Origin of the sequence: Larkinella humicola (genome assembly GCF_008727875.1) — a bacterium.
GTDB lineage: Bacteria > Bacteroidota > Bacteroidia > Cytophagales > Spirosomataceae > Larkinella > Larkinella humicola.
The window spans coordinates 56,231-78,985 of sequence record NZ_VTWS01000001.1 but is presented as its reverse complement, the minus strand read 5'-3'; the positions used below and the strand labels follow the sequence as shown (position 1 = coordinate 78,985).

Genomic DNA, 22,755 nt, shown 5'->3' with positions numbered 1-22,755 from the left:
ATCTGGCGGCAAAAGCCCCCTTTAGGGGGTTGGGGGCAAAATCAACCATGAGCGGTTTACTCGATCAACGATTCAAATCCGGCGAAGGTGGGGTGTTGCTGACCACGGCTGAAGACCTCCTGAACTGGGCGCGGCTTTCGTCGCTGTGGCCGATGGGCTTCGGGCTGGCCTGCTGTGCCATCGAAATGATGCAAACCTTCGCATCAGGCTATGATCTGGAGCGGTTCGGGATTTTTCCCCGGCCTTCGCCCCGGCAGTCGGATGTCATGATCGTGTCCGGAACCGTAACGTTCAAGATGGCCGACCGCATCCGGCGGCTCTACGAACAGATGCCCGAACCGCGTTATGTGATTTCGATGGGGTCGTGTTCCAACTGCGGAGGACCCTACTGGCAGCACGGTTACCACGTCGTGAAGGGCGTGGACCGGATTATTCCCGTCGATGTGTATGTGCCGGGTTGTCCACCGCGCCCCGAAGCCCTGATTGGCGGTTTTCTGAAATTGCAGGAAAAAATCCGCAACAGCAGCCTGCGGGACGAACCGGCACCGACGGCTTTGCTGGCGATGGAAGCCGACGAAAGGGAAGCCGTGCAGTAACTTTTGTTGAAAAGAGTCGAATGTACTCCAACCAATTAAAGGATAAAAGGGTCATACGGTTTAACAAATACGAACTGGTATGAAAACGATCCTGATCACCCTGATGGTGTTGTGCTTCACAGCCTGCACCGAAGACGATTCCACCTCCGGCCCCGAACTCCGGTCGGAAGTGATGCTGTATCCCAACGGGCTGGCGTATGACGGTTGTCAGGCGCACGTGGCCCTGAACTGGAACGATCCGCAAAAAATAATCCGGTATGCGCCCGATGCCGAATCCGTCGCCCTGGTGGAGAACTTCGTGGGCAAGGAACAACAGAAGCAGGGCACCATCGTCTATAAATTTACGGACCGGAAGAAAACCGTCGAGTGCGGCTGGGGCTCGAAATTTGAGGCCGATGAGATAACGATCGTCTCAATTCGCTAACTTGCAGAATGAATTTTTCCGAATTATCTGAACTGCTGCTGGCTCAATTCGGCACCGACGGAATTCTGCAAAGCAATACCGCCAATCCGCAGCCTTTCCTCGTGGTGGAGTCAACGCAGATCGCCGAAATTTGCCGGTTTTTGCGCGACGATGACCGGCTTTTTTTTGACTTTCTGGCCTGCATGACCGGGATCGATAACGGTCTGCAGGTCAACACGATGGAGGTCGTTTACAACCTGACTTCAATCCCCTACGAACATAACCTGACGCTGAAAGTCGTGTTGCCGCGCACTGCCGAAGGCGAACCGCTACCGGTGGTTCCGACGGTCAGCAGCGTCTGGCGAACGGCCGACTGGCACGAGCGCGAAATCTTCGATCTGGTTGGGATTCACTTCGACGGCCATCCCGATTTGCGCCGGATTCTGCTTCCCACCGACTGGGTGGGCCATCCGTTGCGGAAAGATTACCGGGAGATGGAGACCTACCACGGTATCAAAGTGAAATAACTCCGGAGACCCGGAACGTTTGGTAGTGTGCAATTGGCAGTTTAACTTGTATCTTTTCTGGATTGACTTGAGCCATTGCCTTCATGCCAACACGACGTTATAGAGTATTCCCGGCGTTCTGCCTCCTTTTGACCTTCTTTTTCGGCCAATTCCCAACCGTTTACGCCCAGTTCAAATCCGATTCCGTAACGGTGAAGGGCCGAATCAAAAACCTGACGCTTCAACTATACCGCCAAAGTCCCAACGTGACGGTTTCGCGGAATAACATCCTGCAGGCGAACCGCGAAATGGCACGCCCGGCTCCGCTCGCGGCCGATGGGTCGTTTCAGGTGACATTACCGCTGGTGTATCCCTACGAAGAGCTGTATTTCAATTTCGGCCAGATTTCAACCGCGTTTCTGGGTTCGGCCGGCACCATCGAAATTGCGCTCGATGCCGACTCCCTGTTCTTGTCCGAAGCGCCTTTCCGGTTTAGCGGCACCAACGCCCAGGTGAACAACCAACTGACCCGGTATAAGGCCTTCGAGTTTAAAAATAAGCCCAAAGTCGATAACCGCCAGTTGGCAAAACGGGTCGAGGGACGGTCGGCAGACGACAGCCGGAAGATTCTGACGAATGAATTCATCTCCACCTACGAAAAATACCGCCAGACCCACGAGGTGTTGCCGCTGCTGGATCAGTACATCCGGTCGGGCATCAAATACGAAGTGTCTACCTATCTGTATGACCGGGCGCTGGCTGAGCAGGACACGCGTCTGGAAACGGGTTTGCCCTCCGGCAGTAGCTTACGACCTGCCGACGACCTTTTCCTGACGGTTCAGCGGACAACGGCCATGGAGCGGTTTGCGGCTTATGCCAATTCACGAATCGCTGACCAGACCGGTCGCGGGGTGCCGGTAGGTACGTTTGCCCGGCTGGTGGATCAGTATATCCGGGATCTGTCGGCTACGGAACGCACACGGGTGGACGAGCTGAAGGCCGGGAAAACCGCCGTGAGCCGCGATATGCCGATGCTGCAGCGGATATTACAACGCCACCAGGACACGCTGGCGAAGCTGCTGGTGTATGAAACGGAAATGTCGCAGTACCGGAAAATGGTGGACAGCACCGGACTGGATTACCTGAAAGCCAATTTCCTGGAGTCCATCCTGCCCGATATTGAGTTGAAAAACCAACTGCTGTTGTACCGGCACATCATGCCCCAGGTGACCGATCCGCACTACCGGCTTTCGCTGGAAGAATTGTACCGGCTGGAGGTCAAAGACAGCGCGACGGTGCGGGACGTGGCAGAAAAGTTTACCAATCAGGTCGATGAACCGGTCGAGGTGTTGTCGGGGGTGACCCTGATGCGCTCCAGCCACTACGGGAAAGAACTGCTCGAGCAACTTCAGAAACAGGCACTGGGGCGGTTGGTTTACGTGCTGGCGTGGTCGACTGACGTGGAGCCTTCGCGGCAGGAGGCCCTGGCGGCCCGCGCCATTCAGGAGCAGCTCGGTAGCCGCGATGTGTTGGTGGCCTATGTGTGCAGCAGCCAGACCTCGATGGAACTCTGGCGGGAGTGGGTGGCTAAAAACAAGCCCAAGGGACTCCACATTTTTGTGGACGAAGACCAGCTTGGCAACCTGTTGGCAACGCTCCGGGCCGAATACATTCCGGCGGCCGGGCTGCTGGGCCGCGATGGGAAAGTTCTCAAGCGCGATGCTCCGCTGCCGTCTAAATCGGACGAAGTATTGAAACTCATCCGGGAAAAATTGTAGAACCGTTTCCAGCGTACCTATACCGTAACTTTTGTGCTTGTTTCCCTCATTATTCCGACCTACAACCGGGAAGCGTTGCTGGTGCAATGCCTGCAATGCGCGTTCCGGCAGGATTTCGCCGATTTCGAAATTCTGGTCGTGGACCAGACCCGTCAGCATGAGCCGGAAACGCGTCGGTTTTTGGACGAGAATAAAGCCCGGTTTCAATTAATCCGGAGCGAACAACCGTCGCTGACAGCCGCCCGAAATCGGGGCCTCCGGCACGCGCGGGGCGAAGTCATTATCTTCATCGACGACGACACGGAATTTGACCCGACCTTCGTTCAGGCGCATTTTGAGGCTCACCAGAGCGGGCTGGAGGTGGTGCAGGGACGGATTATCGAAACGCACGTGCCGCCCCAGTCGAGCCCGTCGTGGCTGACGTGGTATCTGAAGTTTACGGGGGGCGACGATTGCCCGACCGATGGGCCGGTGAATGTGGTGACGGGTGCTAATTTTTCGGTATCACGCCCGGTTTTTGACAAGATTGGCCCGTTCGATGAGCGGTTTACGGGGGTTGCCGTTCACGAGGATGCCGATTTTGGACTGCGGGCTTTCCGGGCCGGTTGCCGCATGGGCTACGTGGCCAAGGCCGCGCTCATCCACCACGCCAGCCACCAGGGCGGGGTCGATTCGGGCGTTGAGGAGAAGTTTTTCAACGGCAGTTATCATCATTGCAGCCTGTTGTTTGCGCGGAAGCATTTTTCCAAACCCATTGTCCTGTATTTCCGCATTCGGCTGATGCTTCGGGCCTTACGGAGCGTTAAAAAGCTGATTCGTCAGGCCGACCAGCGTGCCATTGCCCAACTTCATGCCTAGCCGGTTTCAGGGCGCCGTCCGCAGTTTGGTGAGTTTAACGGGAACACCGGCCAGCCGGACGTTCGGCGGGGGCGCAAACTCATCGGCGTTGAAAACGACTTTCGTACCGGTTTTCTGTACGGACGTCGGCAGGTTGCAGGCGAAATAGCGTGTGCTGTCGCTGGTGAGGATGTAGAGCCACGTACTGGTCTGTGAACTCTCCGCTTCGTTGACCACCGTTCCCGGCACTTCGCGCAGGTCGGCGGCTTTTTTCCATTCGGCATAGGCCGGGCAGTCGGAACTGACGGCCACTTCCTGGTCCCAGGGGCTGGGATGGCAGGCCACCATCAGCAGGCCAACAATCAAAGGTAGCGTCTTCATGGGTTTACTGGTTTTGGTAGTAAGACGCATTTGGTGGGGAAAAGGTTGGGGGAGGGGATTACTTTCGAAAAGTTTTCATCGAGTCTTTCCTTATTTTTGCGAAATGCCTTATTTGCACTGTTGCAATCCGGGGGCTAGAAAGGCTACCAGCGGAGATTTTGTTAAATCAAACAAAAATTGATACATTAATCACTAATTAGCGAGCGATTGTTTTGCAAATCCAATGGAGATTAAGATGAACGACACGGACCGCCATATTGTCGAAGCCTATTCGGAATTACTGGAAGGGCTTAGCTCTGATAGTAAAATGGTGCTAATCGAGAGTCTTTCAAAATCGTTAAAAACCAAAGAGAGACTCGTAGAAGACCACTTCTATGGATCGTTTGGTGCCTTCGCATCCGATAAATCCGCAGAAGAGATTATCGCTGATCTAAAAGCAAGTCGGCAATTCAGGAAGAAAGAAATCAAATTCTAATGCCCTATCTCCTCGATACGAACATTTGCGTATTTTTTCTCCGTGGCAAACTCAAGTTAGACGAACTGATCAAGGAAAAAGGCCGGGAGAATTGCTATATTTCTGAAATTACGGTTGTTGAGCTTCGCTACGGTGCTGAAAATAGCGATAACCCCATCAAATCCCACAAAGCTGTAGATTTTAAATACGAATCCGCATTTTAACCAGAACCTGACTTGTAACAAAAAAGTAAGCATCCCCAAAACCGTCCGTCTCTAATCGCCATACCAGTACAAAGAAGTGTACAAATGATCGCTGCAGTCGCGTTCAAGCGATTTAAAACGGTCCCCGTATTTCAGGGTGAGTAATTCTTTCATTTCAGAAAAACGAGCCTGGTTTCCATAATACGAACGCTCCCGCCAGATCGGCTCACCGGTCGACAATCGAATGATAATCCAAACGGACTCCTGCCGCCCTTCTTCCGGTATGTTGACACATTCCCAGACCAATTCAAGTTCGGATCGATCTGCCAACTCGGGAAACTGATCAAGGGATTTCAATTGGGACTGCTCGATGCGAGAGCGGTAACTGATCGCCTGTTGAAGCCAGGCATTTCCCGCATCCGCTTGTTGCTGAGCTTCTTCCGCGGTCACATAGTTGCGGACCGTCTGGAGGACGGTGCTGCATTTTGGACATGTTTTCTCGGTATACTCGCCAAACAGGGAATAGTCACAGTCTAGCTCATTTTCCGTGCCGCGCCAGGCACAGGTCGGACAAACAAAGGGGTGATCTTCGGTAGTCATAACAACGCATGATCTTTCGATTTAAAAAAACACGGTATTTTTTGAATACCCAAGCTATTTCAACAAAAACATCTGCAAAAACCGCCCTTTCTCCGTCGTTACATAACGGTTATACGCAATCTGATCCCCTTGGTTCGACCACACGACGCCGTTCCAGGGTTTGGCGTCGTCCGATGAGCGGGGCGTCAATCGCTTGAAGTCGCCGGTTTGCAGATCCGTGATGAATACGCTGTTGTCGGCGGCATAGGCCAGCCAGCGGCCGTCGGGGCTGAAATTGAAAGTGGTTTGGATGGAAAACGGCTGGCGGGTCAGTTGCCGGATTGCCCCGCCGTTGGGCGACACCCCAAAAATCTGAATCGTTCCGCTGGGGTCTTTCGCCAGAAAACCGATCACCGAACCGTCGGGCGGAGTCCTCAGCCAGTGGCGGGGACCTTCCGCGCCGTGTTCCGTGAACGTGATCCGGCGTTGCTGAACGCCCTTCGGTGGATTCGGTCGGCTGGTTTCAGTGCCTTCCAGCGGTTGACCCTCAGCGGCTTGGGTCAGGTCGTCGGGGAGGTCTACCACAAAAATTTCCGTGATCGTTTTCCCTTCCTTGTTCCGCACATTGCCCTGAAATGCAATCGCCCGCTTCTGCCGGGTTCCGTCCGGTTTCAGATAGCCGTTGCTGCCAATCCAGCCTTCGTCAAACGCCTTGTCGATCTCGTCACTGCCCGGTTTGGGGTTTTCGGTGGCCTTTGTCACCACCACTGAAAACAGCTCGCCCGGATTGTTTTCCAGCGAACCGTCGTCGGGCACGCTCACCTTCCCGAGCGGAGCCATCACGCCCACCACGCGCAAATCCTTCACCGCCGGATTGGTTTTACTCAGCACATTCATGTGGTGATCGTTGTAGGTAAAGCTGATCCACTGACCGTCGGCGCTCCAGTAGTGTGCGTGCGTACCGCCCCGCAAGGCCCCCGGCGTAAAGGGCGGTTTGACGTTGCGGGCGTCCAGAAAAATCGGTTTGCCGGGCTGGTCGATGTCGATGGCCACGCCCGTCCGGCGATCGAAATCATACGGTTTCTGTTGGTTGGCATTCCGAACGCCGTGGATAAACAGCACCCGGTTTTGCGTCGGTGAGAAGGTGGCCGCGCCCACGCCGGGACCAAATTCGGTTTGATTCGTTGTCTGGTAAAGCAGCCGGATCTCGCCGGTTTTGACGTTCACCATTTCAATGGCTGCTGTGCCGCCGATGCCGCCGTCCTGGTTCCGGGTGTCATACACCAGCCACTCATCGGTGGGCGAAAAAGCCTGGTTGTTGTGAATGGTATGGCCTTTGGTGTCAAACGTCAATTGGTGTTCGCTAAAATTCATTGTCAAGTGCGGTTTAGGAGCGCAGGCCTGAATGCCTATGCCAAAAAGAAGCCAGCCGATCCGGAAGTTCATGGAAAAGGATTTACGGTTTACAGGTCAAGGTTTTCGGTGGCTGACGGGTTCCTGTCGCGTGTATCAGCTACCGGGAATCGTACACTATATACCCAAAACACTAACCTGTGTACCACTCACTGAAGGTAATTTCGTTTGTATTCGAGGGGGGTGATGCCTTTGACGCGCTTGAAGTGCCGGTAAAAATTCGACAGGTTGTTAAAACCGCTTTCAAAACAGATGGCCTCCGCACTCAGTTTGTTTTCGACCAGCGCCCGACACGCATGACTGACCCGAATCTCGGTCAGAAATTCATGGTAGGTCTTGTGCGTCATCAGTTTAAAATACCGGCAGAAGGACGTCACACTCAGGCTGGCCACCGACGCGATTTCATCGAGACCGATGTCTTTGGCGTAATTCGACAAGGTATAACTGTAGACCTTATTGAGCCGAACGGTTTCCAGTTCGTTCGACTGGTAGAATGCCCGTTCCGACGTAATGGTCTCCAGATCAGCAGAATGTGACAGCACGTCCAGAATCGACAGCAGCACGATCAGCCGTTGCAGGGGCTGGGCTTCCACCGCGCTGTGCAGCAAAGCCGCCACTTTTTCGCTGGTTCCGCCTTTGATCAGCAAGCCCCGCAGCGCCTTTTCGTAGAGCCGCCGGATGGGCTGGGTTTCGGTCAGATTCAGAAAGTCGCGACCCAGACAATCGGGCCGGAACTGCATCACAATCGCTTCGACCGGCAGAGCCGGGTCTTCCCGAAAATACGCTTCGTTACACCGCCAGGTATGCGGCAGGTTTTCGCCCACCAGCAGCATTTCGCCCGCCGAAAAGTTGCTGACATTATCCCCAATAAACCGAACTCCCTCGCCCCGGATCACGTAGTGCAATTCCAGTTCGGGGTGGTAATGCCAGATGTTCCCGAAACTGGCTTTGACTTCGTGCCGGATGCTGAACGAATCCTGGGCATTCAGGGGTACTTTATGAAATTGCGGTTTCATTCAGAAATTACTCGAAAATGATAAATTCGTACATTAATTGGAAAAATCCCCATACCGGTGTTACTACTTTATCGCGTACTTTTGCTAGTAAAATGAAATAAAATACCTGTGCAGTCATAAAAGTGCCTCCGCAAGCTAATCAAGAAGCACTTATTTTCGGTGAAGAATAAAAAATAATTCTTATAATTTATCCAATTGCCCCCACCCCCCTGAAGGGGGCTTCTGCATCACGTAAAGCCCCCTTCAGGGGGGTGGGGTACGCTCGAAATCTTATGAAAACCCTTCCCGTTGTCGATTTGCTGGTCATCATAGCGTATCTGGTCGGGATGATTGCCGTTGGGGTTTATTTTTCCCGCAACAACAAGAGTGCCGATCAGTTCACCAAAGCCTCGGGGAAGATTCCGGGCTGGGCCATTGGCATGTCAATTTACGCAACCTTTCTCAGCAGCAATACCTTTCTGGGCGTACCGGGCAAAGCCTTCGGCAGCAACTGGAATTCGTTCGTTTTTAGTCTGGCCATGCCACTGTCGGCCTGGGTAGCTGCCCGGTATTTTGTTCCGTTTTACCGCAATACCGGCGAGGTGTCGGCCTATACCCACCTCGAACACCGGTTTGGGGCCTGGGCCCGGACCTACGCCGTTGTCTGCTTTCTGCTGACCCAGCTCGCCCGCATGGGGTCCATTTTCTTCGGCATCGCCCTCAGTTTGCAGGCGTTGACGGGGTATCCGATGGCGACGATCATGATCGTGGTCGGCATCTGCATCATTCTCTACACGGTGATGGGCGGCATGGAAGCGGTGATCTGGACGGAAGTGGTGCAGGGCGTCATCAAAACCGCGGGAGCATTGATCATTCTGTACCTGGTCGTCGACGGCATGCCCGGAGGAGTCGATAAGATAATCGAGATCGGGAAAGCCGACGATAAATTCAGTCTGGGTAGTTTTGCGCCAAATTTCTCGCAGTCAACCTTCTGGGTGATTTTCCTGTACGGTTTTTTTATGAACCTGAACAACTTCGGGATGGATCAGAACTACGTTCAGCGGTATCATACCACGACGTCCATTAAGGAAGCCGCGCGGTCTATCTGGCTGTGCGTCTACCTGTATGTGCCGGTTTCGCTGATGTTTTTTGTGCTTGGTTCGTGTCTCTACGCCTATTATCAAACCAACCCCGAACTGCTCGACGCCATTCGGATGCAGGTTGCGGGCGAACGCCTGCCCAACGGCAGCCCCGAAGCCATTCGGCAACTGGCGGCCACTCTGAGTCCGGCGGAATATGGCGATAAAGTGATGCCGCATTTCATGGTGAACAAGGTGCCGGCCGGGCTGGTGGGCCTGATCGTTGCCGCCATTTTGTCGGCGGCCATGAGCACCATCAGTTCGAGCATGAACGCGTCGGCCACGGTTTTTTCCGTCGATATTTACCAGCGGTATCTGAAACCCAACCTGTCGGGGGCGCAGTCGCTGCGGCTTTTATACGTAGCCACGACGGTTTTTGGGGTGTTGGGCATGATGGCTGGCATTGCCATGATTGGCGTCAAAAGCGTGCTGGACATCTGGTGGCAACTATCCGGTATTTTTGCCGGTGGCATGCTGGGTCTGTTTTTACTGGGCATGATTTCCCGGCAAACCCAGAATGCCGAAGCGCTGGCGGCCACCCTGATCGGAGTCCTGGTAATTGTCTGGATGACGTTTTCGCCCCAGATTCCCGACGAATATGCGGCTCTCCGCAGCACCTTTCACCTGAATATGGTCATGGTGGTTGGAACGCTAACGATATTCCTGGTTGGCTTGCTGCTCACCCGACTTCGGGGCAAAAAGCTCGAACCGGTTTCTGAATTAAAGCCCAACAACAGCGTCATTAACCAGTAGCGTGTACCCCTTGACTAACCCAATTAAAAAGTCTGTTTCTAAACCCTAACCCTTAGTCTGCCCGTCCTCCACCGTCCCTCAAGGGGACGGTGGGCAGGGTAACGATCTTTTTTACCTTCTTTCCTCCAACCATGCCATCCTCCACTCCTTCAGTCGGGTCGTTGCCCCGTGGGTTCATCCCCGTCATGCTTACGCCTTTTCAGGAAACCGGTGCCGTCGATACGGCGACGCTGGCCCAATTGACCGAATTTTACATCGAAGCGGGTGCTGCGGGCCTGTTTGCCAACTGTTTGTCCAGCGAGATGTACGAACTGACGGAAGCCGAACGGCTGGCTGTCACCAAACTGGTTGTGGACCAAACCGCCGGGCGGGTTCCGGTGGTCGCCACAGGCACATTCGGTGGACCCATCGCCCAGCAGGCCGACTTCGTTAAGCAGATTTACGATACCGGTGTTCAGGCCGTGATCGTGATCACCAGCCTGATTGCCGATGCCGACGAATCGGATGCGGTTTTTCTGGAACGGATGCACGAGCTGATTGCCCTGACCGAAAACATTCCACTGGGTTTCTACGAATGCCCGGTTCCGTATAAGCGGTTGATCAGCAGCGAGATATTAAAAGACTTGATGCCCACCGGACGGCTTATTTACCACAAAGATACCTGCCTGGATGATGCCGAAGTAGCCCGCCGGATTGCCGTTGGTGCCGGATATCGGTTCGGTTTATACGATGCCTACATGGTCAATGCGGTTTCGTCGTTGCAGGCCGGAGCGGCTGGCTTGTCGTGCATTCAGGGCAATGAATTTCCGGAACTGGTCGTGTGGCTGGCCAACAACTACAATAACTCGGCGCGTCAGGACGATGTCAAGCGGGTGCAGCAGTTTTTCGTAGATTGTATGGATCTGGTTCATACAGCCTATCCGACCATTGCTAAATATACCCTGCAAAAACGCGGATTGCCCATTTCGCTGTACACCCGCCGGGACGTCGATCCCCTGACACCGGCCCTGCAACGCGACATGGATGCCCTGGTCGAAACCGCCAATCAACTCCAACTGGAATTGGGAATCGAGCCGGTTTTCGTCGGGAAATTGATCGGATAGGAACACGGATTGAACGGATCAAAACGGATTTACACCGATTGTAATTCGTTTTGATCCGTTCAATCCGTGTTCCTATCGAGCAATGAAGCCTTATTTCCCAAATTCTTAAGTCCGTATGAAACCAAGCCGTCTCATTCTCCTCTGCCTTCTGTTTTCAAAAACCGCCTTCGCCCAGGAGACCAATACCGTCGGCATGAAGCTGGTGACTATTCCCGCCGGGCGGTATTATAGGGGGTCGGAGGGCGAAGGCGAAAACGCCGACGAAGCACCGGTACACCGCGTGACGATCAGCAAACCGTTCCGGATGGCGGCCACCGAGGTGACCAATGCGCAATACGAAGCGTTCGACCCTGAACATAAAAAGCTGCGCGGCAAAGCCGGTTTTTCCAAGGAAGATGACGAAGCGGTGGTGTTTGTGAACTACGCCGAAGCGGTGGCTTTCTGCGACTGGCTGAGCAAAAAAGAAGGCAAACCGTATCGGTTACCCACCGAAGCCGAGTGGGAATACGCCTGTCATGCCGGAACCGTTACCGACTTTTCGACGGGCCGGTTTTTACCCAATAGCTACCAGAAAAGCCAGAAAACCGACCGGACGCCGGTGGTGGTATCATTGAAAGTGGGGCAAAATCCCGCGAATCCGTGGGGCTTGCAGGATCTGCACGGCAACGTCGAAGAGTGGTGCTCGGACTGGTATGGCCCCTACGAAGCCGCCGAACAGCGCGACCCCGTCGGCCGGGCTGCCGGTTTGTTCCGAGTGACGCGCGGAGGCAGCCACGGCACCCCGATGAACTATTTGCGGGCGACCAACCGCCTGGGCATGATTCCCGACGACAAACACTGGCTGGTGGGCTTTCGGGTCGTGCAGGCCGAAAAACCGGTCAGTCAGCCGCTTCCGGCCCTGCCGGCCAAAGCCCACGCGCAGAACGTTGCCCAAAAACCGTTTTCGTGGAAAACCGTGTCGCCTTTGCAGCCGGTTTTTCTGGAACCGATTCGCTACGCCAACAAACCGGCTTGTGATGCCGGGGTGACGTATTATTCGCACAACCACCAACCCGCCCTGAGCTGGTGTCCCAACGGGGATTTGCTGGCGATCTGGTTTTCGACCGAGCGGGAATCCGGGCGTGAAATGACGGTGGTGGCCAGTCGGTTGCGCGCCGGTCAGACGCGCTGGGATGCGCCCTCCGAATTTTTCAAAGTGCCGGATCGAAACATGACCGGCAGCTCGCTTTTTCACGACGGCAAGGGAACGATGTACCACATGAACGGCGTCGAAGCCAGCGGAGACTGGCAGAATCTGGCGATGGTGTTGCGCATCAGCCGCGACAACGGCGCGACCTGGTCGGCCCCGCAACTGGTGGCCCCGGAACACGAAAAACGGCATCAGGTGATTGCCGGGCTGTTTCAGACGAAAGAAGGCTGGCTGGTGCAGGCCTGTGATGCTGATCCCAGTTCGTCAGGCGGAACGGCGGTGCACGTCAGCAAGGATGGCGGCAAAACCTGGGTGGCTCCCTATACCGATCCGCAAAAACCGGAGTACAAAACCGGCGCATCGGGCGGACTGATTGCCGGGATTCACGCGGGGGTGACGCAGTTGAAAGACGGCAGTTTGATGGCGTTTGGCCGCAACGATAACGTTTCCGGGGCAGACGGAATCGCAAAAATGCCGATGAGTTTATCGAAGGACATGGGCAAAACCTGGACCTATTCGCCCTCGGAGTTTCCGCCGATTGCGGGTGGGCAACGGCTGATTTTCTACCGGCTGAACGAAGGCCCACTGATGCTGATTGCGTTTACGCACCACCCCGAAGAACCCGACGAAACCAAGAAAGGCATGGTATTTACCGATGCCAGCGGAAAACCGTTCAAAGGCTACGGCATGTATGCCGCTCTTTCCTACGACGAAGGCAAAACCTGGCCGGTGAAGAAGCTGTTAACCGACGGGAAATACCGCTACCTCAACGGCGGAGCCTGGACAGGGGCCTTCGAAATGAACGCAACAAATGCCGAACCGCGCGGGTATCTGGCCCTTACGCAAACGCCTGACAATCTGATTCATCTGATTAGTAGCAGCATTCACTACCGGTTCAACCTGGCGTGGTTGCAGCAGAAGATGGTGCAGGAAGCGGCCAAGCCGTAATATACCAGATCGGTTATCCCGTGATTCGGCGGTTAATTGATTTAAACAAAATAAACGCCGGATTGAATGTTTATCAGCCCACAGCTTTAGCTGTGGGAAGTTGAAACGAAACCGAATCGTCCCGGAACCGTTTTAACGGTTTGCTGGCCGGTAAAACCGTTGAAACGGTTTTGGTAATAGTTAGAATTTTCGCTATACCCACAGCTAAAGCTGTGGGCTGATAAGCCAAATATGAATTCGGCGTTTATTTTGTTTAGATTAATAAACCCACAGCTACAACAGGATTAAATCCAAAAATCCCGGAGGGATTGAACAGCGCAGCGTCGGTAGATAAGGTGATTTTTCCCCTTCCCGCGTGCCGTCAGGTACGCAACTATTTAAGCAAGACGGTGGTCGCGTACCGTGAGGTACGCGGAAACGTAACAAAACCGTGTTGACTACCGACGCTACGCTGTGGAGCCCCTAACGGGGCAACAAACCGAACGGGTATTTCTTGAATTCTGATAAATGGGGGCGGTATTCATTAGCCGAAACTGGATTCTCGTTTTACTTTTGCGGGATGGAACCGCTTCGCATTGCCACCGCCCAGTTTGAACACCGCAACGGTGATAAGGACTATAACCTTTCGATTATCCGCCAGTTAGCCGCGCAGGCAGCCCAACAGGGTGCCGATGTGATCGCTTTTCACGAATGCTCGATTACCGGCTACACCCACGCCCGGCACCTGTCGCGGGAACAGATGCTGGAACTGGCCGAACCCGTACCGGACGGCGACAGCGTTCGGGCGCTGACCGAAATTGCCCGCGAACACCAGATTGTGGTTCTGGCCGGTTTGTTTGAAAAAGACGACCAAAACCGCCTGTATAAGCCGTACGTGTGCGTCGATGAAAACGGGCTGGTTGCCAAATACCGCAAACTCCATCCCTTTATCAATCCGCACCTGCTGCCGGGTGATCAATACGTCGTGTTTGAGATCAAGGGCTGGAAATGTGGCATTTTGATCTGTTACGATAACAACATCATCGAGAATGTCCGGGCCACCACGTTGCTGGGCGCCGACATCATTTTCATGCCGCACGTCACGATGGGCACGCCCTCGACCCGCCCCGGCGCCGGGTTTGTCGATCCGGTGCTCTGGGAAAACCGGGAGCAGGATCCAACCTCGCTGCGGCTCGAATTTGACGGCATGAAAGGCCGCGCCTGGTTGATGAAGTGGCTCCCGGCCCGGGCCTACGACAACGGCATTTACGTGGTTTTTTCCAACCCGATTGGCATGGACGACGATCAGCTCAAGAACGGCTGTTCGATGATTATCGACCCATTTGGCGATGTGCTGGCCGAATGCCGGACGCTCGGCAATGACCTGGCGATGGCGGTTTGCACCCCGGAAAAGCTGACGCTGGCGGGCGGTTATCGCTACAAACTGGCCCGCCGACCCGAACTCTACCGGGACATTATCGGGCAGGAACACCAGTCGGAACAAAAAGTCGTCTGGCTCAATACCTCATTGGAAAACCCATCCGGCGGTTTTTTGCCGGAGAAATAATCGTTGAGACACACGTTTGATCGACACTGAAACCGGATAAATTTCGCAGGATATGCCAGAAAAGTGTTTCCTTTGAAACATGACAACCGGGTATTTCATTGACCTCGTCGGGACGAGTGTTTTCGCCATTTCGGGCGCCCTGTCGGCCTTGAGCAAAAAAATGTACCATGATTTATTCGGTATCTTTTTTATTGGCTTCCTGACGGCTACCGGTGGCGGTACCCTGCGTGATGTGGTGATGGGAGCTTACCCCATCGCCTGGATCAGGGACCCGAATTACCTGATCGTGATCATGGGCAGCGTCGGTGTTGCGGTTTTAGGCCGACGGTGGTGGCTGGGAAAACTTCGCAACGCACTGCTGTTCTTCGATACGCTGGGCATCGGCATTTACACCATTTTCGGCATGCAAAAAGCCCTGAGTCTGGACGTCAACCACTGGGCCGCCATTCTGCTGGGAATGATTTCGGCACTTTTCGGGGGCGTTTTGCGGGATACGCTGGTGAATGATTTGCCCCTGATTTTCGACCGGCAGATTTACGCTACCGCCTGCCTGGCCGGAGCCATCATTTACCTGATCGGCCATACGCTGGAACTCGACCCAACCCTTAATTTCCTGCTTTCCGCCGGATCCATTACCCTGATTCGTCTGCTGGCCATCCGGAAAGGCTGGTCATTGCCCCGCATCGACAATCAGTGAATCGGATAGCCCAGATTGCGTTTGATTTCTTTCAGCACAAACGTGCTGTTCAGGGTGCCAATGTTCTCAATTTCAGACAGTTTGTATTTTACGAAATTGTGGTATTCGTCTAAACTGCCGACGTGGATTTTCAGCAGGAAGTCGACTTGTCCGGCCATGTGGTAACACTCCTGGACTTCAACCAGCTTCTTGATTTCTTCTTCAAACTTGTTGATGAAAGCCTTGTCGTGATACCGCATCGATACCTGGCAAAACGTAGTAATTGGCTGGCCCAGCAGGTTTTTATCCAAAACCGCCACATACTGTTTGATAAAACCGAGACCTTCCAGCCGTTTGATCCGTTCGTAAACCGGTGAGAGGGTCAAGCCCAGTTGGGAGGCTAGTTCTTTGGTGGTTAGTTTCGCGTCTTCCTGCAAAAGCCGCAGCAGTTTTTTGTCAATTTCATCCAGTTGTTCCATGCCGAAAATTTTTCTTTTTTCAATTCCTAAACGGGTTCCATTCAGCAATACTATCTTATCATCTATCGTATCGCAATAGAATTAACTGATTTATTTGACAAATTCCTAAAAAAAGTCTGTCGAACTATCGTTCAACAACAATGTAGACGGCTTCGGTACTTGATGAGAATAGGCAGCGGGCATCAGACAATCTGATCAGACGTGTTTGGTGAGCCAGTCCAGAATATAATCGGCGTCTTCCTTCCAGGTCGGTTGACCCAGCACGTAGTGGTTACGCCCTGGAAATTCCTTGTAATCCAGTACTGAACCGTTAGGCTTATACGCTTTGAAATTCCGGTAGTTCAAATGGGCCGGGATGATGTTGTCGATTTCGCCGGAGGTGAGCAGGAGGGGAACGTGCGGTTTGGCAAAATCCACTTTGGCGGCACTGGTTAGCCCCCCGCGGGCAACGGTTTTCGATTCCGGAATCGTGTTTTCGTCGTATGCCTTTTGTTGCTCGGCCAGCGGCATGTTATTCACGAAAGCATACTGCCAGTCTTTGAAAGACATCAGGTAGGTTTTCTTGAGCGAGGTAAACAACCCGAGTGCTTTCCAGCCGGCTTTCAGAAACGAAAATTCGTAGGGAAAAACGCCTTGTGGCGGCACGGAGTGGATGGCGACGGCGGCTGCCGCCAGATCGCGGCTCACCAGAATCTGCGTGATCAGACCGCCCAGCGAGTGTCCGATGATGATCGGTTTTTCGGGCAGGCTTTTGGCGATAGCCGCGTAGTGGTCAACGAGTTCGCCCAGGGTCAGGGCGGCCAGGTCGGTGTCGTTTGGCTGGCGGTTTCTCAGCTCGGCTGCCGTGCCGTTTTTGTAGGGCCAGGCCGGGGCGAGGGTTTGATAGCCTTTGCTTTCGAAATAGGCTTTCCATTCATCCCAGCCACTGTTGGCGACGAAGGCTCCGGTAACAAACAGGACGGTTTTGGTTTTACTGGCTTTCATGATCGTATCGTTTAGAAGGTATGTTTTCGTTTGTCGTTCAGCGATTTGAACAGGACAAAATTCGGCAGGATCGCGATTACTATTTTTAACCCAGGTTAAGAAAGCGAAAGCGGGCGAAAAAACTTTCCGGAGCAAACAACCCAAATTTTTTACCGGAACACGTGACTTGTTCCAACTTTCTTCGTCCAATCTTATAGAAAACCGAATGACGGGCATTCACACCACCAACCCTGCTTATTGCCATGAGAAAACCAACCCTTGCTCTGGCCGCCCTGGCCCTCTTCTTCGTTCTGGCTTCCATCGCCGGTAGTGGTATCTTGAGTCTGCTTGGTGGCCTGATTGCAGCAGGGCTGGGTATAACGGCCGGCATTGTGCAATCGGCGGAATGGGTCGACGAACACGAGTACTTTATTCCAGACCCGGATGCGTCCCATGTGTCTCGCATAAAAGCCCGGGCCTTGATTTCCAATACGCACTGAATCGATTCCTAATCAGTGATTGATACGCACTTTATTTAAAAAGTTGATTGGGGAATTACCTCGTTGTCAACGCCCGACCATTCTTTTTCGGATGCGGCTCAGCGACGGCCCCTGAATCCCGAGGTACGAAGAAATGTGGTAGAGCGGGATCGCGTTGTAGAGATCGGGGTGTTGTTCAATCAATTCCAGGTACCGTTGTTCCGGTGTTTTAAACAGGAAATCCTCGGCACGGTCCATGGCCAAGTTAAACGCCCGCTCGGCCACCAGCCTTCCGAAATGCTCCCACGGTTGGGATTGCGCGTAGAGCTGGTTGATGTGGTTGATGTGAATGTACAGAATGGTGGAATCGACCATCGACTCTGTGTAATAATTACAGGGCGTCTGGTTGACAAAACTCTTGTAGGAAACGACGATCTGGTTCTGCGTAAAGAAGAAAACGTTTTTTTCTTCAGCGGTTTCTTCATTCACATAATACGTCCTGAAAACCCCGTCCAGAATAAAACCGAGGTGTTTGCAGACATTCTTGTACTCATTGTAAAACTCGCCTTTCCGGTAGTGTTTCTTTTGCCAATAGGGGATGGACAAGGCAAAGGCTTCCTCGTCCATTCCCGCAAACTGGTTCAGGGCATACCCCAGTAAATCGATTTCCGTCATGGCCGGTTACTTTCCTTTCGATTCTTTTTCCTTCATCAATTCCGCTCGCTGGTCGTCGCGCAGGGTGGGGTACTTGATGCCCAACTGCTCCAGATAGGTTTTGTATTTGGTCGGATCGTAGTAATATTTCTTCAATTCCGGCTTGAATTTTGTCATGATTTCCTTGTTCAGATACACGGCCGGGTATTCTTTCGTCGAAATGAGGGGCGTGTATTTGATCTCCTTGGTCTGCTCCTTGGTATAATAGTCCCAGGCATTTTTGATGATTTCGGGCTTTAGCAACATGTCCAGCAGCGTCATGGCCTCGGCTTTGGCACCGGCTACCACGCCCTTGTGGGCAATCGGCGTTGCCATTGAAATGGCATTCGACCAGTGGTGACCCGGCAAGCCCGGAATGTTGGACGGATACCGCAGTACGACCGTCGGCAACGACCACGAAATGTCAGCAATGTCGTCGGAGCCGCCCCCCATGGATGTCATCACCTGACCACCCATCATGGCGGTTGGTGCCGAGGGTGATTTCATGCTGTCCAGTTTCATCGCCAGCCCTTCCACTTTTGGGGCCTGCAATTCTTTCTGCGACGCTTTGGCCAGCATCTGGTCTTCTTCGGACCAAACCGGCAGTCCTACTTTCCGGATGTTGGCGTCCATGGCTTCGGCAATCGGTTTGTTGAAGTGTCCCGGCCAAGCTGATCCCAGGATTTCGTAGGTAAACTTCGTATCCGTCATCAAAGCCGCACCTTCCGCAATTTTGACACCGGTTTCGTAAAGTTTCTTGATTTTGGGGTACGACCGCTCACGGAAATAATACCAGACGGCGGCTTTCGAGGGCACCACGTTGGGCTGGTCACCACCGTCGGAAATGACGTAATGTGACCGTTGCGTCAGTTCGAGGTGTTCGCGCCGGAAATTCCAGCCGATGTTCATCAGTTCGACGGCATCCAGCGCACTTTTGCCCCGCCAGGGTGCGCCAGCTGCGTGGGCCGCCTGTCCTTCAAACGTAAATTTCACCGACACCAGTCCGTTGTTTCCCGCATCGCCGTGCGAAACGCCGAGGTTGTTGCCGACGTGCGTAAAAATACAGGCATCCACATCCTTGAAATAACCGTCGCGGACGTAGAAGGCTTTGGCGCCGACCAATTCTTCGGCTACTCCCGGCCAGAGCATCAGCGTACCCGGTATTTTCTCGCGCTCCATCAATTGCTTCACGGCCAGAGCCGCTACGATATTCAGGGCCTGACCGGAGTTGTGGCCTTCACCGTGGCCCGGTGCGCCTTCGACCAGCGGATCGTGGTAGGCCACCCCCGGTTTCTGGCTGGCTTTCGGAATGCAGTCGACGTCGGAACCAATGGCGATGACGGGTTTGCCGCTTCCCCAGGTTGCAATCCAGGCCGTTGGCATGTTGGCAATGCCTTTCTGTACCTTAAATCCTTCTTTTTCGAGCAAGGTCGTCAGGTATTTGAAGGTTTCTTCTTCCTGAAAACCCAGTTCCGAAAAGCTGAACAGCATGTCATTGATCTGCTGCGCCTGGTCTTTCCGCTTGTCGATGTCGGCGACGGCTTCCTGTTTCAGGCGCTCGAGTTTGTCGGGAGCCTTGGCTTTTTTCGATTGTGCTAAAAGTAACGTTGGCGTCACCAGAAGCAAAAAAATGATTTTTGTAAAGTTTTTCATGGAATAGCCAAATTTTATTTGAAGATTAGTCGGTAAAGCGTTTAAATATACGGCATAAACGCGTAAGTGCATTCTATTTTGTTCGTTAACTTTCATTTCCCGGTATTGGCAGAATTGTTACCTTTGCGGCTGATTTCCTGTATCGTTTCACTTGATTGATAGAAAACAAATGGAGAAAATTAAAGTGGCAAATCCGGTTGTCGAACTGGATGGTGACGAAATGACCCGAATTATCTGGAAGTTTATCAAAGACAAACTCATCCTACCCTACATCGATGTTGACATTAAATACTACGATCTGGGCGTAGAATACCGCGATGAGACCAACGACCAGGTAACGATCGATGCCGCCAATGCCATCAAAGAATACGGTGTCGGTATCAAATGCGCCACCATCACGCCCGACGAAGACCGTGTCAAAGAATTCAATCTGAAACAAATGTGGAAATCGCCGAACGGCACCATCCGGAACATTCTGGACGGTACGGTTTTCCGCGAACCCATCGTGATCAAAAACGTGCCGCGTCTGGTCACCAACTGGACGGCCCCGATCATCGTCGGTCGTCATGCCTTCGGTGACCAATACCGGGCGACGGATTTTCTGGTGCCGGGCAAAGGCAAGCTGACGATGAAGTTCGAAGGCGAAGACGGCACCGTGCAGGAATACGAAGTGTACCAGTTCCAGGGGCCGGGTGTGGCCATGGGCATGTACAACGTGGACGAATCCATCCGGGGTTTTGCCCATGCGTGTTTCAACATGGCGTTGCAGAAAAACTGGCCGCTGTACCTGTCGACCAAAAACACGATCCTGAAAAAATACGACGGTCGTTTCAAGGATATTTTCCAGGAAATTTACGAAGCCGAATTCAAGGCGAAAGGCGTTCACTACGAACACCGCCTGATCGACGACATGGTGGCATCGGCCCTGAAGTGGGAAGGGAACTTTGTCTGGGCCTGTAAAAACTACGACGGTGACGTTCAGTCGGATACTGTAGCCCAAGGTTTCGGATCACTCGGTTTGATGACGTCTGTACTGGTGACGCCCGACGGCAAAACGATGGAAGCGGAAGCGGCTCACGGGACGGTTACGCGCCACTACCGCGAACACCAGAAAGGCAACCCGACTTCGACCAACCCGATTGCCTCGATTTTTGCCTGGACGCGTGGTCTGGCTTTCCGGGGTAAACTGGACGGCAACCAGGCGCTGATCGACTTCAGCCTGGCGCTGGAAGAAGTGTGTGTTGAAACCGTTGAAAGCGGGAAAATGACGAAGGATCTGGCGTTGTCGGCGTTCCCGAGCGGCACCAAACTCGTCGCTGGTGAACACTACCTCAATACCGAAGATTTCCTGGAAGCACTGGATCAGAATCTGAAAGTGAAACTGGGTTAATCGGTAGGGTACCAACAAAATAGAAATAAAAAAATAGACCTGTCAGGTTTCAAAAACCTGACAGGTCTATTTTTTTATTTCTATTTTGTTTATTTCGCTTTGTGCTTACAACGCCCGGATTTGTAACTTTCCAGCCTACTGGCCTGCACAATCCCGGTATTCTTCCTTTAGCACCCTCTCTATGAAAAGAAACACCGCTACCTGTTTCGTCCTGCTGCTGCTGGCGACGCTGGCCAATCCCGGTTTTGCGCAAAAAAAAAACGCTGTCAAAAAAGCTCCGTTGATCACCGACCGGCAGCTTTGGCTGGCCGAAATGGACAAAATGGTTCGCCCGGTTTTGCGGAGTCTGGCGCACGACAGCCTCCGCATCGTGATGCCCCAGATCACTTCCCAACGGGTCGACAACAAGGCGCAGCGGATTCAGGTGCAGTATCTGGAAGTGCTGGGTCGGGTCTTGAGTGGCATGGCGCCCTGGCTGCAACTGGAAGGCGGAACACCGGAAGAGGTGGCCCTTCGAAATCAATACCGGCAGTGGACGCTGCAAGGGCTTTCGAACGCGCTGGATTCGACGAAGAACGATTACATGCGGTTCGATGTGGCCGCCCAGCAACTGGTCGATGCCTCTTTTCTGGCTTTTGCGTTCGTAAGGGCACCCTGGCTTTGGGAAAACCTGGATGCGACTACCCGAAACCGCCTGGTCAACGGATTTAAAACGACCCGCCGGTACCGCCCCGGTTTCTCGAACTGGCTGCTGTTTTCGGCGATGACCGAAGCCTTTTTTTGTAAATACGGCTACGAATGGGACCCCATGCGGGTGGATTATGCCCTGCAACAACTGGAGCAGTGGTATGTAGGGGATGGGATGTATTCCGACGGCACGCACTTTGCGTTCGACTACTACAACAGTTACGTCATGCAGCCCTATCTGGCTGCGATTTCCGGGATTATTAACGGGAAAAACGGGTCATACAAAGACATGACGCTGAAAATAAAGAAGCGCAATGAACGCTATGCCGTGATTCAGGAGCGATTAATTAACGCGGATGGCACCTTTCCCGCGACGGGTCGTTCGATCATTTACCGGGGAGCGGCTTTTCATCACCTGGCAGACATGGCCTGGCGCAAAGCCCTGCCGGAACAACTGAAACCGGCGCAGGTTCGCGGTGCCCTGACGGCGGTTTTGACAAAAACACTGGAGAGTCCTTCGACTTATCGCAACGGCTGGTTAACCCTCGGGCTGTATGGGTCACAGCCGGACATTGCCGACGTGTACAACAACCAGGGCAGTCCCTACCTTTGCACCGCTCTTTTCCTGCCCCTCGGCTTGCCCGATTCCGACCCGTTCTGGGCCGACGCGCCGGCCAAATGGAGTTCACAGCGCATCTGGAGTGGCGAAGATTTTCCGAATGACCATAGCGTCGATTTGAGGTGACTCATTTAAGACAAGATCTTTAGCAGAAAAGTCAATGGACAGGCTTACCCCGGAGGGGTTTTCTGTCAATAGAGACCATCTTATTCTTCGTCATTTCAGCCCCAGGCGGGGCGTTCTAATGGCTATTTCGGTGTTTGAGGCCGCCCCTGTCGGGGCTTATACCACTG

The 22,755-nt window shown here is 53.5% G+C and carries 23 protein-coding genes; 15 read left to right on the top strand and 8 right to left on the bottom strand.

Annotated features, from left to right (window positions below; all coding sequences use genetic code 11):
* Positions 1-47 precede the first annotated feature (47 nt).
* The 5 genes from nuoB to F0P93_RS00320 all read left to right on the top strand — a co-directional run bounded on the left by nuoB (position 48) and on the right by F0P93_RS00320 (position 4,141).
* Entirely contained in the window at positions 48-596 is a 549-nt protein-coding gene (gene nuoB / locus F0P93_RS00340; RefSeq protein WP_150874404.1) for an NADH-quinone oxidoreductase subunit NuoB, read from the top strand.
* A gap of 79 nt (positions 597-675) precedes the next feature.
* Positions 676-1,020 carry a hypothetical protein gene (locus tag F0P93_RS00335; protein WP_150874403.1) on the top strand — a complete coding sequence of 115 codons (345 nt, stop codon included), beginning with the start codon at positions 676-678 and terminating at the stop codon, positions 1,018-1,020.
* A gap of 8 nt (positions 1,021-1,028) precedes the next feature.
* Positions 1,029-1,526 (top strand): NADH-quinone oxidoreductase subunit C, encoded by a 498-nt coding sequence (locus F0P93_RS00330; RefSeq protein ID WP_150874402.1) that lies wholly within the window; start codon positions 1,029-1,031, stop codon positions 1,524-1,526.
* 83 nt (positions 1,527-1,609) lie between these two features.
* Positions 1,610-3,283 (top strand): TlpA family protein disulfide reductase, encoded by a 1,674-nt coding sequence (locus F0P93_RS00325; RefSeq protein ID WP_150874401.1) that lies wholly within the window; start codon positions 1,610-1,612, stop codon positions 3,281-3,283.
* Positions 3,284-3,316: 33 nt separating this feature from the next.
* Entirely contained in the window at positions 3,317-4,141 is an 825-nt protein-coding gene (locus tag F0P93_RS00320; protein WP_150874400.1) for a glycosyltransferase family 2 protein, read from the top strand.
* 6 nt (positions 4,142-4,147) lie between these two features.
* Here F0P93_RS00320 and F0P93_RS00315 read toward each other — a convergent pair whose 3' ends face one another.
* On the bottom strand, positions 4,148-4,501 hold the full coding sequence (locus tag F0P93_RS00315) for a hypothetical protein (RefSeq protein WP_150874399.1): 354 nt from the start codon (positions 4,499-4,501) through the stop codon (positions 4,148-4,150).
* A 235-nt stretch (positions 4,502-4,736) separates the two neighbouring features.
* Here F0P93_RS00315 and F0P93_RS00310 point away from each other — a divergent pair, with 235 nt between their 5' ends.
* On the top strand, positions 4,737-4,976 hold the full coding sequence (locus F0P93_RS00310) for a hypothetical protein (protein WP_150874398.1): 240 nt from the start codon (positions 4,737-4,739) through the stop codon (positions 4,974-4,976).
* Positions 4,976-5,179 (top strand): PIN domain-containing protein, encoded by a 204-nt coding sequence (locus tag F0P93_RS00305; RefSeq protein WP_150874397.1) that lies wholly within the window; start codon positions 4,976-4,978, stop codon positions 5,177-5,179. The genes F0P93_RS00310 and F0P93_RS00305 overlap by 1 nt, the downstream gene beginning before the upstream one ends.
* 51 nt (positions 5,180-5,230) lie before the next feature.
* Here the strand turns inward: F0P93_RS00305 and F0P93_RS00300 are convergent, their stop codons facing one another.
* From F0P93_RS00300 to F0P93_RS00290, 3 genes are all read right to left on the bottom strand, one after another.
* A complete protein-coding gene (locus F0P93_RS00300; protein ID WP_150874396.1) occupies positions 5,231-5,758 on the bottom strand; it encodes a hypothetical protein in 528 nt (175 codons plus the stop codon).
* A gap of 54 nt (positions 5,759-5,812) precedes the next feature.
* A complete protein-coding gene (locus F0P93_RS00295) occupies positions 5,813-7,183 on the bottom strand; it encodes a DUF3748 domain-containing protein (RefSeq protein ID WP_225309314.1) in 1,371 nt (456 codons plus the stop codon).
* A 116-nt stretch (positions 7,184-7,299) separates the two neighbouring features.
* Positions 7,300-8,166: an AraC family transcriptional regulator gene (locus F0P93_RS00290; RefSeq protein ID WP_150874395.1), complete on the bottom strand. Its 867-nt coding sequence runs from the start codon at positions 8,164-8,166 to the stop codon at positions 7,300-7,302.
* 272 nt (positions 8,167-8,438) lie between these two features.
* Between F0P93_RS00290 and F0P93_RS00285 the strand changes: the two genes are divergently transcribed.
* The 5 genes from F0P93_RS00285 (at position 8,439) to F0P93_RS00265 (ending at position 15,520) form a co-directional block, all read left to right on the top strand.
* Complete coding sequence (locus F0P93_RS00285) at positions 8,439-10,037, top strand: sodium:solute symporter family protein (protein WP_150874394.1); 1,599 nt, start codon at positions 8,439-8,441, stop codon at positions 10,035-10,037.
* Between the two features lie 131 nt (positions 10,038-10,168).
* Positions 10,169-11,140: a dihydrodipicolinate synthase family protein gene (locus F0P93_RS00280; RefSeq protein ID WP_150874393.1), complete on the top strand. Its 972-nt coding sequence runs from the start codon at positions 10,169-10,171 to the stop codon at positions 11,138-11,140.
* Between the two features lie 115 nt (positions 11,141-11,255).
* Entirely contained in the window at positions 11,256-13,277 is a 2,022-nt protein-coding gene (locus F0P93_RS00275; RefSeq protein WP_150874392.1) for an SUMF1/EgtB/PvdO family nonheme iron enzyme, read from the top strand.
* 559 nt (positions 13,278-13,836) lie between these two features.
* The gene (locus F0P93_RS00270) at positions 13,837-14,823 is read left to right on the top strand and encodes a nitrilase family protein (protein WP_150874391.1); all 987 of its coding nucleotides are present in this window, start codon (positions 13,837-13,839) and stop codon (positions 14,821-14,823) included.
* A gap of 79 nt (positions 14,824-14,902) precedes the next feature.
* On the top strand, positions 14,903-15,520 hold the full coding sequence (locus F0P93_RS00265; protein ID WP_150874390.1) for a trimeric intracellular cation channel family protein: 618 nt from the start codon (positions 14,903-14,905) through the stop codon (positions 15,518-15,520).
* On the opposite strand, the gene F0P93_RS00260 is transcribed toward F0P93_RS00265, so the two are convergent.
* The gene (locus F0P93_RS00260) at positions 15,514-15,978 is read right to left on the bottom strand and encodes an Lrp/AsnC family transcriptional regulator (protein ID WP_114408801.1); all 465 of its coding nucleotides are present in this window, start codon (positions 15,976-15,978) and stop codon (positions 15,514-15,516) included. The genes F0P93_RS00265 and F0P93_RS00260 overlap by 7 nt on opposite strands.
* 195 nt (positions 15,979-16,173) lie before the next feature.
* Positions 16,174-16,962: an alpha/beta hydrolase gene (locus F0P93_RS00255; RefSeq protein WP_150874389.1), complete on the bottom strand. Its 789-nt coding sequence runs from the start codon at positions 16,960-16,962 to the stop codon at positions 16,174-16,176.
* Between the two features lie 242 nt (positions 16,963-17,204).
* On the opposite strand from F0P93_RS00255, the gene F0P93_RS00250 reads away from it, so the two are divergent.
* Positions 17,205-17,441 carry a hypothetical protein gene (locus F0P93_RS00250; RefSeq protein ID WP_150874388.1) on the top strand — a complete coding sequence of 79 codons (237 nt, stop codon included), beginning with the start codon at positions 17,205-17,207 and terminating at the stop codon, positions 17,439-17,441.
* Positions 17,442-17,507: 66 nt separating this feature from the next.
* On the opposite strand, the gene F0P93_RS00245 is transcribed toward F0P93_RS00250, so the two are convergent.
* Both F0P93_RS00245 and F0P93_RS00240 read right to left on the bottom strand, forming a co-directional pair.
* Positions 17,508-18,095 carry a Crp/Fnr family transcriptional regulator gene (locus tag F0P93_RS00245; protein ID WP_150874387.1) on the bottom strand — a complete coding sequence of 196 codons (588 nt, stop codon included), beginning with the start codon at positions 18,093-18,095 and terminating at the stop codon, positions 17,508-17,510.
* A 6-nt stretch (positions 18,096-18,101) separates the two neighbouring features.
* The gene (locus tag F0P93_RS00240; protein WP_150874386.1) at positions 18,102-19,766 is read right to left on the bottom strand and encodes an amidohydrolase; all 1,665 of its coding nucleotides are present in this window, start codon (positions 19,764-19,766) and stop codon (positions 18,102-18,104) included.
* Between the two features lie 169 nt (positions 19,767-19,935).
* Here F0P93_RS00240 and F0P93_RS00235 point away from each other — a divergent pair, with 169 nt between their 5' ends.
* Both F0P93_RS00235 and F0P93_RS00230 read left to right on the top strand, forming a co-directional pair.
* A complete protein-coding gene (locus F0P93_RS00235) occupies positions 19,936-21,156 on the top strand; it encodes an NADP-dependent isocitrate dehydrogenase (RefSeq protein ID WP_114408808.1) in 1,221 nt (406 codons plus the stop codon).
* Positions 21,157-21,337: 181 nt separating this feature from the next.
* Positions 21,338-22,588: a DUF2264 domain-containing protein gene (locus F0P93_RS00230; RefSeq protein WP_150874385.1), complete on the top strand. Its 1,251-nt coding sequence runs from the start codon at positions 21,338-21,340 to the stop codon at positions 22,586-22,588.
* The last annotated feature ends 167 nt before the right edge of the window (positions 22,589-22,755 follow it).

Excerpts from the sequence above, each read along its gene's own strand:
- F0P93_RS00245 (WP_150874387.1), bottom strand. The coding sequence starts at position 18,095 with ATGACGGAAATCGATTTACTGGGGTATGCCCTGAACCAGTTTGCGGGA.
- F0P93_RS00240 (WP_150874386.1), bottom strand. The coding sequence starts at position 19,766 with ATGAAAAACTTTACAAAAATCATTTTTTTGCTTCTGGTGACGCCAACG.
- F0P93_RS00290 (WP_150874395.1), bottom strand. The coding sequence starts at position 8,166 with ATGAAACCGCAATTTCATAAAGTACCCCTGAATGCCCAGGATTCGTTC.
- F0P93_RS00335 (WP_150874403.1), top strand. The coding sequence starts at position 676 with ATGAAAACGATCCTGATCACCCTGATGGTGTTGTGCTTCACAGCCTGC.
- F0P93_RS00260 (WP_114408801.1), bottom strand. The coding sequence starts at position 15,978 with ATGGAACAACTGGATGAAATTGACAAAAAACTGCTGCGGCTTTTGCAG.
- F0P93_RS00255 (WP_150874389.1), bottom strand. The coding sequence starts at position 16,962 with ATGAAAGCCAGTAAAACCAAAACCGTCCTGTTTGTTACCGGAGCCTTC.
- F0P93_RS00325 (WP_150874401.1), top strand. The coding sequence starts at position 1,610 with ATGCCAACACGACGTTATAGAGTATTCCCGGCGTTCTGCCTCCTTTTG.
- F0P93_RS00310 (WP_150874398.1), top strand. The coding sequence starts at position 4,737 with ATGAACGACACGGACCGCCATATTGTCGAAGCCTATTCGGAATTACTG.
- F0P93_RS00305 (WP_150874397.1), top strand. The coding sequence starts at position 4,976 with ATGCCCTATCTCCTCGATACGAACATTTGCGTATTTTTTCTCCGTGGC.
- F0P93_RS00250 (WP_150874388.1), top strand. The coding sequence starts at position 17,205 with ATGAGAAAACCAACCCTTGCTCTGGCCGCCCTGGCCCTCTTCTTCGTT.
- F0P93_RS00280 (WP_150874393.1), top strand. The coding sequence starts at position 10,169 with ATGCCATCCTCCACTCCTTCAGTCGGGTCGTTGCCCCGTGGGTTCATC.
- F0P93_RS00295 (WP_225309314.1), bottom strand. The coding sequence starts at position 7,183 with ATGAACTTCCGGATCGGCTGGCTTCTTTTTGGCATAGGCATTCAGGCC.
- F0P93_RS00270 (WP_150874391.1), top strand. The coding sequence starts at position 13,837 with ATGGAACCGCTTCGCATTGCCACCGCCCAGTTTGAACACCGCAACGGT.
- nuoB (WP_150874404.1), top strand. The coding sequence starts at position 48 with ATGAGCGGTTTACTCGATCAACGATTCAAATCCGGCGAAGGTGGGGTG.
- F0P93_RS00315 (WP_150874399.1), bottom strand. The coding sequence starts at position 4,501 with ATGAAGACGCTACCTTTGATTGTTGGCCTGCTGATGGTGGCCTGCCAT.
- F0P93_RS00275 (WP_150874392.1), top strand. The coding sequence starts at position 11,256 with ATGAAACCAAGCCGTCTCATTCTCCTCTGCCTTCTGTTTTCAAAAACC.
- F0P93_RS00330 (WP_150874402.1), top strand. The coding sequence starts at position 1,029 with ATGAATTTTTCCGAATTATCTGAACTGCTGCTGGCTCAATTCGGCACC.
- F0P93_RS00230 (WP_150874385.1), top strand. The coding sequence starts at position 21,338 with ATGAAAAGAAACACCGCTACCTGTTTCGTCCTGCTGCTGCTGGCGACG.
- F0P93_RS00300 (WP_150874396.1), bottom strand. The coding sequence starts at position 5,758 with ATGACTACCGAAGATCACCCCTTTGTTTGTCCGACCTGTGCCTGGCGC.
- F0P93_RS00235 (WP_114408808.1), top strand. The coding sequence starts at position 19,936 with ATGGAGAAAATTAAAGTGGCAAATCCGGTTGTCGAACTGGATGGTGAC.
- F0P93_RS00265 (WP_150874390.1), top strand. The coding sequence starts at position 14,903 with ATGACAACCGGGTATTTCATTGACCTCGTCGGGACGAGTGTTTTCGCC.
- F0P93_RS00285 (WP_150874394.1), top strand. The coding sequence starts at position 8,439 with ATGAAAACCCTTCCCGTTGTCGATTTGCTGGTCATCATAGCGTATCTG.